A 13,187-nucleotide genomic window follows, 5' to 3' on the forward strand; every position below is an offset into this window, starting at 1 on the left:
GACATCGCTCCCCGCACGGCCGCGGCGCGAGGCGGTACGGTGGGGCGTGAAGGATGCGGTTACACGGTCCGAGGAGGGAGCCACCGATGATTCTGCTCCGTCGCCTGCTGGGTGACGTGCTGCGTCGGCAGCGCCAACGCCAGGGCCGTACTCTGCGCGAAGTCTCCTCGTCCGCCCGAGTCTCACTCGGCTATCTCTCCGAGGTGGAGCGGGGGCAGAAGGAGGCGTCGTCCGAGCTGCTCTCCGCCATCTGCGACGCGCTGGACGTACGGATGTCCGAGCTCATGCGGGAAGTCAGCGACGAACTCGCCCTCGCCGAACTGGCGCAGTCCGCTGCCGCCACGTCCAGCGAGACCGTGCCCGCGCCGGTGCGCCCGATGCTGGGTTCCGTGTCGGTGACCGGTGTGCCACCGGAGCGGGTGACCATCAAGGCGCCCGCGGAGGCGGTGGACGTCGTCGCCGCCTGAGCGCCGAGAACGTGTGCGTGTGAGGCCCCGGCCGGGGTCTCTCCGGGAGACCGGAGAGGTGCGGTCGGGGTTTTTGCGTGGTGGGGGAGCCGCGTGGGTGCGGGGTATTTCGCTTGTGGGCGCGGGCGGCTCCGGAGCAGGTGAGGGGCCCGTGCGCGGTTCTGCCCGGTTTGCCGGTCCCTGGTCGTGCGGTCATCGTGGAGGGACATGGCCGGGGGGCCGACCGACGGAGGTGTGCATGTACGTCGTGAAGAGCCCGTTGTCCGACGCCGACCTGAAGATCGTCTCCGACGCGCTGCAAGGTGGTCTGGTGGACCTGGTGGACCTGGCGCTGGTGGCGAAGCAGATCCACTGGAACGTGGTCGGTCCGCGGTTCCGCTCCGTACACCTCCAGCTCGACGAGCTTGTCGACACCGCGCGCACGCACTCGGACACCGTGGCGGAACGCGCCTCGGCGCTCGGTGTGTCCCCGGACGGACGGGCCGCGACCGTGGCCGTGGGCAGCGGCATCGACGTGACCCCGGAGGGCTGGGTCGACGACACCACCGCCGTCCAGACGATCGTGGACGCCCTGGGCGCGGTCATCTCGCGGATGCGGGAGCGGATCACCGCGACCGGGGATCCGGACCCGGTGAGCCAGGACATCTTCATTCAGATCACGGCCGACCTGGAGAAGCAGCACTGGATGTTCCAGGCCGGGAACGGATGACGCGGTTGTGACGCCGGTGCGGGCTGCTCGCTGGGTGGCCGCGCTGGGTCTCGGTGCGCTGTGGTGGTGGGCGGTGGTGCGTCTGGCGCTGGAGCCAGGCGCGGGGGTGCTGGAGGGAGCCGTCGCGGTCGGCGGGTGGGGGCTGAGTGTGCTGCCGGTGCACTGCGTGCCCCGGCGTCGCGCCGCGGGGGCCCTCGGTGAGGGACGGTGGCGTGGGGCTCTGCGTGCGGTCAGGGGGAAAGGCGGGGCGGCGTCGGGGGCGGGTGTGGTCCAGGACCGGTCGAGCTTCGGTGGGGAGCCCTGAGGCGCGGGTGCGCGGGTGGCTCGTGGCGGGAGCGTTTTACAGCGGGGCCGGCCTGAACTAACGTACAACCAAATGGTTGTATATAGTGTTCCTGAGGAAGCCGACGAGGGCATGGACCGTCTGTTCCACGCCCTGGCGGACACCACGCGCCGCGACATCGTCCGTCGCTGCGTACAGGACGACCTCTCGGTGTCGCGCCTGGCCGAGGCCTATCCGATGAGTTTCGCCGCGGTGCAGAAGCACGTCGCGGTGCTGGAGCGGGCCGGCCTGGTGGTCAAGCGGCGTCGCGGACGGGAGCAACTCGTGCGCACCGATCCGGATGCCGTGCGACGGGCGCGACAGGCCCTCGACGAACTGGAGACCGCCTGGCGCGGCCGCGTGGAGCGGATGTCCGCGCTGCTCGACGAGGACGCGGGACGCGAAGTGCCCGACCCCACGGAAGGACAGGACTGATGACTGTCACGAGCCTGGACAAGGATCTGGACCGTCTGACCCTCACCCTGATCGCCGACTTCACCGCGCCCGTCGCTCGGGTGTGGCAGCTGTGGTCCGACCCCCGGCAACTGGAGCGCTGGTGGGGTCCGCCGACCTACCCGGCCACGGTGGAGGAGTACGACCTGACGCCCGGCGGCGAGGTCACCTACTTCATGACCGGCCCGGAGGGTGACCAGTACCGGGGCTGGTGGCGGATCACCTCGGTGGACGCACCGACGTCCCTGGAGTTCACCGACGGCTTCGCCGACGCCAAGGGGGTGCCGAGTGCGGACATGCCGACGACCTCCACCCGCGTGACGCTCACCGAGCACGACGGCGGCACCCGGATGGAGATGCGGTCGGTCTTCGACACCACGGAACAGATGGAACAGCTCATGAAGATGGGCATGGAGGAAGGGCTGCGGGAGGCGGTCGGCCAGATGGACGGTCTGCTGGCGGGCTGAACCGGGGCCGGTGGGTGCCGGCCGAGGCTGCTGGTCGGCTGGGTGTACAGGTGAGCTGGGCGTACAGGTCGACCAGGTGTACAGGTCGGCGGGGGTACCGGTGGGGTGTGTCAGCGCGCCCCGCGCCGCCGCCCGGAACCCGCGAAGCCGCCAGGGCGTGGCGCGGGGCCGGCCTGGCAGGTGGGGCACCAGTACGTGGGGCGTTCGCGGGACCCGTCTCCCTGGTCCGCCAGGCGGATCGATGTGCCGCAGCGCAGGCAGGGGCGCGGCGCGCGGCTGTACACGAACAGGTCCTGACCGCGCAGGCCCGTCGTACGGCGGACGGGGCGGTCGCGGTTGGCTTCCAGGAGCTTCTTAGCGAGTACGGGCACCTTCACCGCGAGAGCGGGGGGCAGGTCCCCGACGGGGAGCCAGGGCGTGACGCCGAGCAGGAAGCAGAGCTCGCACTTGTAGACGTTGCCGATGCCGGCGAGATTGCGCTGGTCGAGCAGGGCCTCACCGAGCGCACGGGCCGGGTCGGCGCGCAGGTTGGCCAGGGCCTGCTCCGGGTCCCAGTCGGGGCCCAGCAGGTCGGGGCCGAGGTGACCGACGGCACGCTCCTCGTCGGCGGTGCGCAGGAGCTCCAGCACCGGGAGGCGGTAGCCGACGGCGGTGCGGTCGGCGGTGCCGAGGATCACCCGGATCTGGTGCGCCGGGCCGCCGCTCCAGCGCTGTCCGGCCGCGAACACCTTCCACGAGCCGTCCATCCGCAGGTGCGAGTGCACCGTCAGGCCTCCCTCGACCCGGGTGAGCAGGTGTTTTCCGCGCGCGGTGACGTCCAGGACCGTGCGACCGGTGAGGTCGGCCGTGGCGTACCGGGGCACGCGGAAGTCGCTGTGGATCAGCACCTTGCCGGCGAGGGCCTCGTGCAACCGCCGGGCGGCCTGCCAGACCGTGTCTCCTTCGGGCATGGGTCAAGGGTGACAGGCTCAGGCTCTGATGCGCAGTCCGCGCGGGGTGGCGATGAAGCCCGCTTCCTCCAGGAGGGGGCCGAAGGGGGACGTCAGAGCCGCCGTTCCGTTGACGCGCTCCACCGTCACCGTGCCGAGGGAGCCGGCGCGGGCGGCCGAGCCGAGCGCCTCCGCGGCTGCGCGCAGGCGGAGGTCGTCGCCGGGCGAGGCGTCCGGATCGGAGGGCCAGAGCAGCAGCGTCTTGCCGCCGCGCTCCATGTAGAGCGCCGGTTCACCCTCGACGAGCACCACCAGCGACCCGGCCTTGCGTCCCGGCTTGTGCGTGGCGCCGGCCGGAGGCTCGGGCCAGGTGAGGGCGGCGCCGTACGCGTTCGCCGGATCGGCGGCGGCCAGGACGACCGCCCGTGGGCCGCTGGAGGGGCGGTCGCGGCGGCCGGGGAAGCTGGTGGAGAACGAGCCCCGCGGCCCGCCGTAGCCGCCCTGTGCGCCGCCTCCCCGAGGTCCACCGAAGCCGCCCTGTGCGCCGCCTCCGCGCGGTCCGCCGGCACCCGGTTCCGCGTAGTCCGAAGGGGAGACGTAGTCACCCCGGGCTGAGGGATGGTGCTGTGCGGACGGGAAACCGTCGCCGGAACGGCCCGGGGTGCCTGCGCCCCTGTCGTTGCCGTCACCGCCGGACGGGAAGTCGTCGAAGGGGAAGTCACCGATGGCCGGGTCACCCGCCCCGTCGGCCCCGCCCGGCCCGTCGGTCCCGTCGCGCCGATCAGCTCCGTCGGGCCCGTCGGCCTCGCTCGAACCGCCGGACCAATCCGGTCCGACCCGAGCGGCGGAGTCGTGGAGACCGCCGCCGAAGTCGGGCCGTCCCGGTGGGCTCTCCCCACGGTCCCGGGCGTTGGAAACGGCGCGCAGTCGGTCGACGGCGCCCTCCATGGCGAACTGCGCCGCGCCCAGTCCTTCCACGACGTACCCGCGCCGGGCCTGCCCGCTCTCCTCGAAGGCGGCCAGGATGCGGTACACCGCGGAGAAACCTCCCTCGACCCCCTCGGCGGCGACGGCACCGCGGGTCACCACGCCGTGCCGGTCGAGCAGGGTACGGGCCAGGGCATGCGCGCGTACCGTGGCGTCGGCCTCGCGGTCCGGGAGCAGCGACCAGCGCCCCGCCACGGTCGGCGGGCCGGTGCGGGACGCGGTGCGGGCGGCGGCCGTCAGCGAGCCGTAGCGCCCGCGGGGCACGCCGCGCTTCGCCCGGTGCGCGGTGGACCCGGCGGTGCGGCCGGAGCCCAGCAGGGAACGCAGGGGCGAGAGCGTGTCGTTCGTCAGCCGGCCGGACCAGGACAGCTCCCAGAGGGCGTCGGCCAGCTGGGGATCGGTGGCCTCGGGGTGGGTGGTGGCGCGCACCTGGTCGGCGATCTGCCGGAAGAACAGCCCGTACCCGCCCGAGAGGCTGCTGAGGACCGACTCGTGGAGGGCGGTCGTCTCCAGGGGATGCGGGGGTGGCAGCAGCAGGGGAGCGGCATCCGCCAGGTAGAGCGACACCCAGCCGTCCTTGCCCGGGAGCGAGCCGGCGCCCGCCCACACCACTTCCCCGGCGGCCGTGAGCTCGTCCAGCATCGCCGGGCTGTAGTTCGCCACGCGTGAGGGCAGGACCAGCTTCTCCAGGGCGGAGGCGGGCACGGAGGCGCCCTGCAACTGCTCGACGGCGCGGACGAGGCCGTCGATCCCGCGCAAGGCGTGCCCCTTGCCGATGTGCTGCCACTGGGGCAGGAACTGGCCGAGCGCGGCCGGCGGCACCGGCTCCAGCTCGTGGCGCAGCGCGGCCAGCGAGCGGCGCCGCAGCCTGCGCAGCACCGTCGCGTCGCACCACTCCTGGCCGATCCCGGCCGGATGGAACTCGCCCTGCACGACCCGCCCCGCCGCGGCGAGCCGTTGCAGGGCACCCTCGGTCACCGCGACGCCCAGCCCGAAGCGTGCCGCCGCGGTGACCGACGTGAAGGGGCCGTGGGTGCGGGCGTACCGGGCGAGCAGGTCGCCGAGCGGGTCCTTGACCGGCTCGGTGAAGGCCTCGGGTACGCCGACGGGCAACGCGGTGCCCAGCGCGTCGCGCAGCCGGCCGGCGTCCTCGATGGCCGCCCAGTGGTCGGCACCGGCGATGCGCACCGGGATCGCCCGGCGGGCGGCGGCCAGCTCCTGTGCCCAGGCGGGCTCGGCGCCCCGCTCGGTGAGTTCGGCGTCCGTGAGCGGGCCGAGCAGGCGCAGCAGGTCCGCGACGCTTTCCGAGTCCTTGGCGCGGCGGTCCTCGGTGAGCCACTGAAGCTCGCGTTCCAGCTCGGTGAGCACCTCCGCGTCGAGCAGCTCGCGCAGCTCCGCCTGGCCGAGCAGCTCGGCGAGCAGCCGTGAGTCCAGGGAGAGGGCGGCGGCACGGCGCTCGGCGAGCGGCGAGTCGCCCTCGTACAGGAACTGGGCGACGTATCCGAAGAGCAGGGAGCGGGCGAACGGGGACGGCTCGGGCGTGGTGACCTCGACCAGGCGCACCTTGCGGGACTCCAGGTCGCCCATCAGCTCCACCAGGCCGGGGACGTCGAAGACGTCCTGGAGGCACTCGCGGACCGCCTCCAGGACGATCGGGAACGAGCCGTACTCGCTCGCGACCTCCAGCAACTGCGCGGCGCGCTGGCGCTGCTGCCACAGCGGGGTCCGCTTGCCGGGGCTGCGGCGCGGCAGCAGCAGGGCGCGGGCGGCGCACTCGCGGAAGCGGGACGCGAACAGGGCCGAGCCCCCCACCTGGTCGGTGACGACCCGGTCGACCTCGCCCTTGTCGAAGACCACGTCGCCCGCGCCGACGGGCGCCTGCTCGGCGTCGTACTCGAGACCGGGTTTCGCCGGCTCCCCGTCGAGCAGGTCCAGGCTCATCAGGTCGGCGTCCGGCAGGCGCAGCACGATCCCGTCGTCGGCGTGCATGACCTGGGCGTCCATCCCGTACCGCTCGGTGAGCCTGGCGCCGAGAGCGAGAGCCCAGGGGGCGTGGACCTGGGCACCGAAGGGGGAGTGGACCACGACCCGCCAGTCGCCCAGCTCGTCCCGGAAGCGCTCCACGACGATGGTGCGGTCGTCGGGGATGTGGCCGCAGGCCTCGCGCTGCTCGTGGAGGTACGCCAACACGTTGTCCGCGGCCCAGGCGTCCAGGCCCGCGGTGACCAGGCGGAGCCGCGCGTCCTCCTCGGTGAGCGAGCCGACCTCGCGCAGGAACGCGCCCAGAGCCCGGCCCAGCTCCAGCGGGCGGCCCAGCTGGTCGCCCTTCCAGAACGGCAGGCGCCCCGGCACCCCTGGTGCGGGGGAGACCAGGACGCGGTCGCGCGTGATGTCCTCGATGCGCCAGGAGCTGGTGCCGAGGGTGAAGACGTCACCCACGCGTGACTCGTAGACCATCTCCTCGTCGAGCTCGCCGACCCGGCCGCCGCCCTTCTTCGGGTCGGCGCCGGCGAGGAAGACCCCGAAGAGCCCGCGGTCGGGGATGGTGCCGCCCGAGGTGACGGCGAGGCGCTGCGCGCCCGGGCGGCCCGTGACGGTGCCGGTGACCCGGTCCCACACCACGCGCGGGCGCAGCTCGGCGAAGGCGTCGGAGGGATAGCGGCCCGCGAGCATGTCCAGGACGGCGGTGAAGGCGGATTCCGGCAGTGAGGCGAACGGGGCGGCGCGGCGGACGGTGGCGAGCAGGTCGTCGACCTGCCAGGAGTCCAGCGCGGTCATCGCCACGAGCTGCTGGGCCAGGACGTCCAGCGGGTTGGCGGGGACCCTGAGGGCTTCGATGGCACCGCTGCGCATCCGCTCGGTGACCACGGCGGCCTGCACCAGGTCGCCGCGGTACTTGGGGAACACGACGCCCGTGGACACGGCGCCGACCTGGTGTCCCGCGCGGCCGACGCGCTGGAGGCCGGAGGCGACGGAGGGGGGCGACTCGACCTGGATGACGAGGTCGACGGCGCCCATGTCGATGCCCAGCTCGAGACTGGAGGTGGCGACGACCGCGGGGAGGCGGCCCGCCTTCAGGTCCTCCTCGACCAGGGCACGCTGCTCCTTGGAGACCGATCCGTGGTGGGCGCGGGCGATCACCGAGGGGGCGCCCTGGGCGGCTCCCGAGCCGCCCATGAGTTCGGCGGGCGAGTGGTGCTCCTCCAGGGACTCGCCGGTCGCACGCTCGTACGCGATCTCGTTGAGCCGGTTGCAGAGGCGCTCGGCGAGGCGCCGGGAATTGGCGAAGACGATGGTGGAGCGGTGCGACTGGACGAGGTCGGTGATCCGCTCCTCGACGTGCGGCCAGATGGACGGTCGCTCGGCGCCCTCGTTTCCGTCGGCGACCGGGGACCCGCCCAGCTCGGCCAGGTCCTCCACCGGGACCACCACGGAGAGGTCGAACTCCTTGCCCGAGGCCGGCTGGACGATCTCCACCTTGCCGCGCGGGGCGAGGAAGCGTGCGACCTCGTCCACCGGCCGGACCGTCGCCGACAGACCGATGCGCCGGGCGGGCTTCGGCAGCAGCTCGTCCAGCCGCTCCAGGGTGAGCGCGAGGTGGGCGCCGCGCTTGGTGCCCGCGACCGCGTGCACCTCGTCCAGGATCACCGTCTCGATGCCGGTCAGCGCTTCGCGCGTGGCCGACGTCAGCATGAGGAACAGGGACTCCGGCGTGGTGATCAGGATGTCCGGCGGGCGGGTGGACAGGGCGCGGCGCTCGGCGGCCGGGGTGTCACCCGAGCGGATGCCGACCCTGACCTCGGGCTCGGGCAGGCCCAGCCGGACGGATTCCTGGCGGATGCCGGTCAGGGGGCTGCGGAGATTGCGCTCGACGTCGACGGCCAACGCCTTCAGCGGCGAGACGTACAGGACGCGGCAGCGCTTCTTGGGGTCGGCCGGTGGGGGCGTCGAGGCCAGCTGGTCCAGGGCGGCGAGGAAGGCGGCCAGCGTCTTGCCGGAGCCGGTCGGGGCGACCACCAGGACGTCCGAGCCCTGCGAGATCGCCTTCCACGTGCCCGCCTGGGCTGCGGTGGGCGCGGAGAAGGCACCCGTGAACCAACCGCGGGTCGCGGGGGAGAAGCCGTCCAGGGCTCGGTGCGCGGAGCTGACCATGGATCCATCGTGCACCCGGGCACTGACAATCGGCCCGATCCGGGTGATCCGGCCGATCCGGGTGATCCGGCTGGTCCGGGCCGATCACGACGGCAGGCAGGGCAGCGGCACGGCCCGGGTGGGGAGGGGGTGGGGGCGCCCGGCGGAGGCCGGTGGCCGCGCCCGGTGACGGAGAATGGACACATGGCGGGATCGGGTGAGCGGGCACGGCACTGGCGGTATGCGGAGCTGCCCCACGTCGACCTGCTGCGGGCCCGGTACATACGGAAGACCTTCGTACGCCACACCCACGAGCACTTCGTCATCGCCGCCATCGCCGACGGAGTGGACGTCTTCCACCACGGCGGCAGCGATCAGTACGCCGGAGCGGGATCACTCGCCCTGGTCAACCCGGACACCCCGCACACGGGGCGGGCCGGAGGGCCGGAGGGATGGCGCTACGGTGCCGTCTACCCGGCGCCCGAACTCGTGGCCGGGATCGCGGCGGAGACGACCACGCTGCGCGGGACGCCCGGCTTCGTGCGGCCGGTGCTCGACGACCCGTACGCCGTCGAGCTGGTGCACCGCGTGCTGCGGGCCGCCGACGAGGGGAACGCGCTGGCCGCCGACACGCTGCTGCGGGTGGCCGTGACCCGGCTGCTGCGGTTGAACGGCGGCCCGCTCCCGCGGCGGCAGGTGCGGACGGCAGGGTCCAGGAGTGCGGCACGCGCGCGTGCCGCGCTGGAGGAGCGGATGGCCGACCCGCCGAGCCTGGAGCGCCTCGCCGGAGAGCTGGAGACCAGCCCTTTCGCGCTGCTGCGCGCCTTCCGGGCCACCTACGGCATGCCGCCCCACGCCTGGCTGACCGACGCCCGTGTGCGCCGGGCACGGCGACTGCTGGACGCCGGGACGAGCCCGGCCGAGGCCGCCGTCGCCGTGGGGTTCACCGACCAGCCTCATCTGAACCGGCACTTCACGCGCATCGTGGGCGTGCCTCCCGGGGCGTACCAACGCGAACGCAAGAACGTACAAGACGCGCGGTGGCGGCCTCTCCTACCGTGCGGGGCGTGACAGAACAGACAGCCGATCCCGGCACGCGTGCCGCCGAAGCCAGACCGGACGCCGCCGTCGTACGGGACGCCCTGGGGGTGGGAGTCGCCGTCGGGTTGTCCGGGTTCGCCTTCGGGGTGACCTCGGCAGGCAGCGGACTCACACTGCCGCAGACCTGCGCGCTCAGCCTCCTGGTGTTCACCGGAGCGTCCCAGTTCGCCCTCGTGGGGGCCCTCGCGGCCGGCGGCAACCCGCTGACCGCCGCGGCGGGAGCCTTCTTCCTGGGCGTGCGCAACGCCTTCTACGGACTGCGGCTGTCGCAGGTGCTGGCCCTCCCGCGCGCGGTGCGGCCGTTCGCCGCGCAGTGGGTCATCGACGAGACCACGGCCGTGGCCCTCGCCCAGCCCTCGCGGCGCGGCGCCCGGATCGGGTTCACCGTCACCGGGCTCACCCTGTACCTCCTGTGGAACCTGACCACGCTGCTCGGCGCGCTGGGGGCGGAGGCCATCGGGGACACCGACGCCTGGGGACTCGACGCCGCCGGCCCCGCGGTCTTCCTCGCCCTGCTGGCGCCGATGCTCACCACCACCACCGAGCGTGCGGTCGCGGCGCTCGCCGTCCTCCTGGGGCTCGGTCTGCTTCCCGTGCTGCCCGCGGGCGTGCCCGTCCTGGTGGCCGCGTCGGCGGCACCGGTCGTGCTGTGGGCGCGCGGTCGCCGCGCGGGTCACGCCGCAGAGGGCGCCCCGCGGGAGGGCGAGCGGTGAACGTCTGGATCGCCATCGGGGCGACGGCGGTGGGCTGCTACGCCGTCAAGCTGCTGGGCCTGCTGGTGCCCGCGGGCGCCATGGAGCGGCCCCTGGTGCGGCGCCTGGCCGCCCTGCTCCCCGTTGCTCTCCTCGCCGCGCTCACCGCCCAGCAGACCTTCGCCGACGGGCAGGCGCTCGTGCTGGACGCCCGGGCCGCGGGGGTCGCCGCGGCCGCCGTCGCCCTGGTGCTGCGCGCACCGTTCCTGCTCGTCGTCGCGGCGGCCGTCGTGGTGACCGCGGGCGTACGCGCCATGGGCGGCTGAACCGGGTCAGCCGAGGGAGCGGCCGTACGCCCGGAGCGTGCGCAGGGCCTCCAGCGTCACCCCCGGGCGGGCTTCCAGGGCGGGGGCGGGCGCCCAGCGGCGCCAGCGGACGGGCCAGCCTCCGTCCTCGTCCTGCGCCGCCGCGAGGGAGTCGAGGGAGCGGGTCATCTCGTCGTCCGTGAACCACGCGCGCGCGAGGGAGCGCGGATGCCTCGCGTAGTCGTGGGGGAAGTGGTGCTCGCCCGGGGCATAGCCGGGGGACACCGGGTAGGCGTCGAGGTCGTCCGGGTCCAGCGCCGCGAGGCGCTGCTCGCGCACCAGGCGGCCCAGCCGGTCGGCCGCCGCCTGTGCGCGGGGGCGGTCGGGGGCGGCGTCCAGGAAGGCCACGGCGGCCTCGACCTCGTACGGGTGCGAGGTCGTCAGCGACTCGACCGCCCGCCAGCAGAAGTCCGTGGCCCGGAAGAGCCAGGCGTGCCAGACCTCGTTGCGGTGCAGCAGACCGACCACCGGACCGGTGGCGAGAAGCTCGCCGGGCGGGTCGTCGACGACCGGAACGAAGGGCGCGGTGGGGTACCCGCGCTGGCTGGGACGGATCGCCGGCAGGGCACCGTCCGACGTGGACACGGACGTGAGATAGCGGCACATCCGTTCCACGCGCTGTCCGCCGCAGCGTCCCACGGCGTCCAGGACACGCAGGGCGTGGGCGGTGTGCAGCGGCTGGCTGACCGGGCCGCGCAGGTCGGGTTCCAGCGCGTGGGCGTATCCACCGTCCTCGTTGCGGTAGGCGTCCAGCGCGGTCTCCACCGGGTCGGCGCCGCCGCCGCGGAAGTGGAAGGCGAAGAGGCGCTGCTCCAGCACGCGCGCGGTGAGCCAGACGAAGTGCTCCGCGCGCGCGAGCGGGGAGCGCGTCATGGAGGTCGGGGGCGACGGGGGGAGTGGGGAAGCTCCGTTTTCGGCCATGGTCAGACCGTAGGGCGGAAAGCGGTACCGGCATGTGGTCCCGACCCAGGGCCCACCCTCAGGGGCGGGATACTGGAGTCATGCGGTTGACGGTCTTCTGGGAGCGGATGACGGATCACTTCGGTCCGGGCTACGCCGACACCTTCGCGCACGATCACGTGATGTCGGAGCTGGGCGGGCGTACGGTGCACGAGGCGCTGGACGCCGGCTGGGACGCCAAGGACGTGTGGCAGGTGGTCTGCACCGTCATGAACGTGCCCCGGGAACATCGCTGACCGGTCACGAAGACCGCCGGACTGGCCTCCGCCGCCGCCGGCGTGGGCGAGACTTGCTCCGTGGCACCCACTGACGAGACCGGGCAGGCGACCCGGCACGCATCCCCGACCGGCACGACGCCGCCCTCCGGGCCCCCGGCCGGCGGCACCGCAGGGCCGGGCGCCCGCATGCCGCGCTGGCTGCCGCGGGCCATGGTGCTGGCCCTCACGCTCATCGCCGTCTTCCAGCTGGGCAGCTGGGCCTTCCACCAGCTCACCGGTCTGCTGATCAACATCCTCATCGCGTTCTTCCTGGCCCTCGCCATCGAACCCGCGGTGAGCTGGATGGCCGGACGCGGACTCCGCCGCGGGCTGGCCACCTTCCTCGTCTTCCTCGCCGTGCTGGTCGCCGCCGCGGGGTTCGTCACACTGCTCGGTTCGATGCTGGCGGGCCAGATCGTCAAGATGGTCGAGGACTTCCCGGACTACCTCGACTCCGTCATCAACTGGATCAACGGCCACTTCCACACGGAGCTGCGGCGGGTCGACATCCAGGAGGGCCTGCTCCGCTCCGACTGGCTGCGCAACTACGTGCAGAACAGCGCCACGGGCGTCCTGGACGTGTCGGCTCAGGTCCTCGGCGGACTCTTCCAACTGCTGACGGTCCTGCTGTTCTCGTTCTACTTCGCCGCCGACGGTCCCCGGCTGCGGCGCGGGCTCTGCTCGATCCTGCCGCCCGCCCGGCAGGCCGAGGTCTTGCGCGCCTGGGAGATCGCCGTCGACAAGACCGGCGGCTATCTGTACTCCCGGGGTCTGATGGCGCTGATCTCGGGAATGGCGCACTACGTCCTCCTGGAGGTTCTGGAGGTGCCCTACGCCCCCGCACTCGCCGTGTGGGTGGGCCTGGTGTCGCAGTTCATCCCCACCATCGGCACCTATCTCGCGGGCGCCCTGCCCATGCTGATCGCCTTCACGGTGAACCCCTGGTACGCGCTGTGGGTGCTGATCTTCGTCGTGATCTACCAGCAGTTCGAGAACTACGTGCTCCAGCCCAAGCTCACCTCCAAGACCGTGGACATCCACCCCGCGGTCGCCTTCGGCTCCGTCATCGCGGGCACCGCCCTGCTCGGTGCGGTGGGCGCGCTGATCGCCATCCCGGCGATCGCCACGCTGCAGGCGTTCCTCGGGGCCTACGTGAAGCGCTACGACGTCACGGACGACCCGCGTGTCCACGGGCGCCGGGTCCGCCGCTCGGTGCCCGGGGGCCCGACGCGGCTGCGGAAGCTGTGGGCCCGGCGCCCGGAAGCCGGGAGTCCTGGAACGGGCGGGGCGGGAGACGACGATTCCGGTTCCCGTCAGGGCCGCGCCGACACGTGAAGCCGGCCGGAT

At 73.4% G+C, this 13,187-nt stretch carries 13 protein-coding genes; 10 read left to right on the forward strand and 3 right to left on the reverse strand.

What is annotated here, in order from left to right; genetic code table 11:
* The first annotated feature begins 86 nt into the window (after window positions 1-86).
* The 5 genes from AC07FV_RS23465 to AC07FV_RS23485 all read left to right on the forward strand — a co-directional run bounded on the left by AC07FV_RS23465 (window position 87) and on the right by AC07FV_RS23485 (window position 2,418).
* A complete protein-coding gene (locus AC07FV_RS23465; protein ID WP_053137999.1) occupies window positions 87-467 on the forward strand; it encodes a helix-turn-helix domain-containing protein in 381 nt (126 codons plus the stop codon).
* 238 nt (window positions 468-705) lie between these two features.
* Window positions 706-1,176, forward strand: coding sequence for a Dps family protein (locus tag AC07FV_RS23470; RefSeq protein ID WP_479089269.1), 471 nt, complete (start codon window positions 706-708; stop codon window positions 1,174-1,176).
* Between the two features lie 7 nt (window positions 1,177-1,183).
* Window positions 1,184-1,480, forward strand: coding sequence for a hypothetical protein (locus AC07FV_RS23475; protein ID WP_479089270.1), 297 nt, complete (start codon window positions 1,184-1,186; stop codon window positions 1,478-1,480).
* Between the two features lie 111 nt (window positions 1,481-1,591).
* Window positions 1,592-1,933, forward strand: a complete 342-nt coding sequence (locus tag AC07FV_RS23480; RefSeq protein WP_479089271.1) for an ArsR/SmtB family transcription factor — start codon at window positions 1,592-1,594, stop codon at window positions 1,931-1,933.
* Window positions 1,933-2,418, forward strand: coding sequence for an SRPBCC family protein (locus AC07FV_RS23485; RefSeq protein ID WP_479089272.1), 486 nt, complete (start codon window positions 1,933-1,935; stop codon window positions 2,416-2,418). Before AC07FV_RS23480 ends, AC07FV_RS23485 begins: the two co-directional genes overlap by 1 nt.
* Window positions 2,419-2,528: 110 nt before the next feature.
* On the opposite strand, the gene AC07FV_RS23490 is transcribed toward AC07FV_RS23485, so the two are convergent.
* Window positions 2,529-3,368, reverse strand: a complete 840-nt coding sequence (locus AC07FV_RS23490) for an Fpg/Nei family DNA glycosylase (protein WP_479089273.1) — start codon at window positions 3,366-3,368, stop codon at window positions 2,529-2,531.
* Between the two features lie 18 nt (window positions 3,369-3,386).
* The gene (locus tag AC07FV_RS23495; protein WP_479089274.1) at window positions 3,387-8,486 is read right to left on the reverse strand and encodes an ATP-dependent helicase; all 5,100 of its coding nucleotides are present in this window, start codon (window positions 8,484-8,486) and stop codon (window positions 3,387-3,389) included.
* A gap of 183 nt (window positions 8,487-8,669) precedes the next feature.
* Here AC07FV_RS23495 and AC07FV_RS23500 point away from each other — a divergent pair, with 183 nt between their 5' ends.
* The 3 genes from AC07FV_RS23500 to AC07FV_RS23510 are packed head-to-tail and all read left to right on the forward strand — an operon-like array spanning window position 8,670 to window position 10,584.
* Window positions 8,670-9,536, forward strand: coding sequence for an AraC family transcriptional regulator (locus AC07FV_RS23500; RefSeq protein WP_479089275.1), 867 nt, complete (start codon window positions 8,670-8,672; stop codon window positions 9,534-9,536).
* Window positions 9,533-10,279 (forward strand): AzlC family ABC transporter permease, encoded by a 747-nt coding sequence (locus AC07FV_RS23505; protein WP_479089276.1) that lies wholly within the window; start codon window positions 9,533-9,535, stop codon window positions 10,277-10,279. The genes AC07FV_RS23500 and AC07FV_RS23505 overlap by 4 nt, the downstream gene beginning before the upstream one ends.
* Window positions 10,276-10,584: an AzlD domain-containing protein gene (locus tag AC07FV_RS23510; RefSeq protein ID WP_479025151.1), complete on the forward strand. Its 309-nt coding sequence runs from the start codon at window positions 10,276-10,278 to the stop codon at window positions 10,582-10,584. Before AC07FV_RS23505 ends, AC07FV_RS23510 begins: the two co-directional genes overlap by 4 nt.
* Before the next feature lie 6 nt (window positions 10,585-10,590).
* On the opposite strand, the gene AC07FV_RS23515 is transcribed toward AC07FV_RS23510, so the two are convergent.
* On the reverse strand, window positions 10,591-11,544 hold the full coding sequence (locus AC07FV_RS23515; RefSeq protein WP_479089277.1) for a hypothetical protein: 954 nt from the start codon (window positions 11,542-11,544) through the stop codon (window positions 10,591-10,593).
* Between the two features lie 80 nt (window positions 11,545-11,624).
* Here AC07FV_RS23515 and AC07FV_RS23520 point away from each other — a divergent pair, with 80 nt between their 5' ends.
* Together AC07FV_RS23520 and AC07FV_RS23525 are read left to right on the forward strand one after the other, a co-directional pair.
* A complete protein-coding gene (locus AC07FV_RS23520; RefSeq protein ID WP_361014821.1) occupies window positions 11,625-11,819 on the forward strand; it encodes a DUF3046 domain-containing protein in 195 nt (64 codons plus the stop codon).
* A 60-nt stretch (window positions 11,820-11,879) separates the two neighbouring features.
* Entirely contained in the window at window positions 11,880-13,175 is a 1,296-nt protein-coding gene (locus AC07FV_RS23525) for an AI-2E family transporter (RefSeq protein ID WP_479089278.1), read from the forward strand.
* Window positions 13,176-13,187: the final 12 nt, after the last annotated feature.

This window comes from Streptomyces sp. NPDC045956, from assembly GCF_056430705.1.

Coding starts and splice junctions, on each gene's coding strand:
- AC07FV_RS23500 (WP_479089275.1), top strand. CDS start 8,670: ATGGCGGGATCGGGTGAGCGGGCACGGCACTGGCGGTATGCGGAGCTG.
- AC07FV_RS23490 (WP_479089273.1), bottom strand. CDS start 3,368: ATGCCCGAAGGAGACACGGTCTGGCAGGCCGCCCGGCGGTTGCACGAG.
- AC07FV_RS23495 (WP_479089274.1), bottom strand. CDS start 8,486: ATGGTCAGCTCCGCGCACCGAGCCCTGGACGGCTTCTCCCCCGCGACC.
- AC07FV_RS23480 (WP_479089271.1), top strand. CDS start 1,592: ATGGACCGTCTGTTCCACGCCCTGGCGGACACCACGCGCCGCGACATC.
- AC07FV_RS23470 (WP_479089269.1), top strand. CDS start 706: ATGTACGTCGTGAAGAGCCCGTTGTCCGACGCCGACCTGAAGATCGTC.
- AC07FV_RS23515 (WP_479089277.1), bottom strand. CDS start 11,544: ATGGCCGAAAACGGAGCTTCCCCACTCCCCCCGTCGCCCCCGACCTCC.
- AC07FV_RS23520 (WP_361014821.1), top strand. CDS start 11,625: ATGCGGTTGACGGTCTTCTGGGAGCGGATGACGGATCACTTCGGTCCG.
- AC07FV_RS23485 (WP_479089272.1), top strand. CDS start 1,933: ATGACTGTCACGAGCCTGGACAAGGATCTGGACCGTCTGACCCTCACC.
- AC07FV_RS23465 (WP_053137999.1), top strand. CDS start 87: ATGATTCTGCTCCGTCGCCTGCTGGGTGACGTGCTGCGTCGGCAGCGC.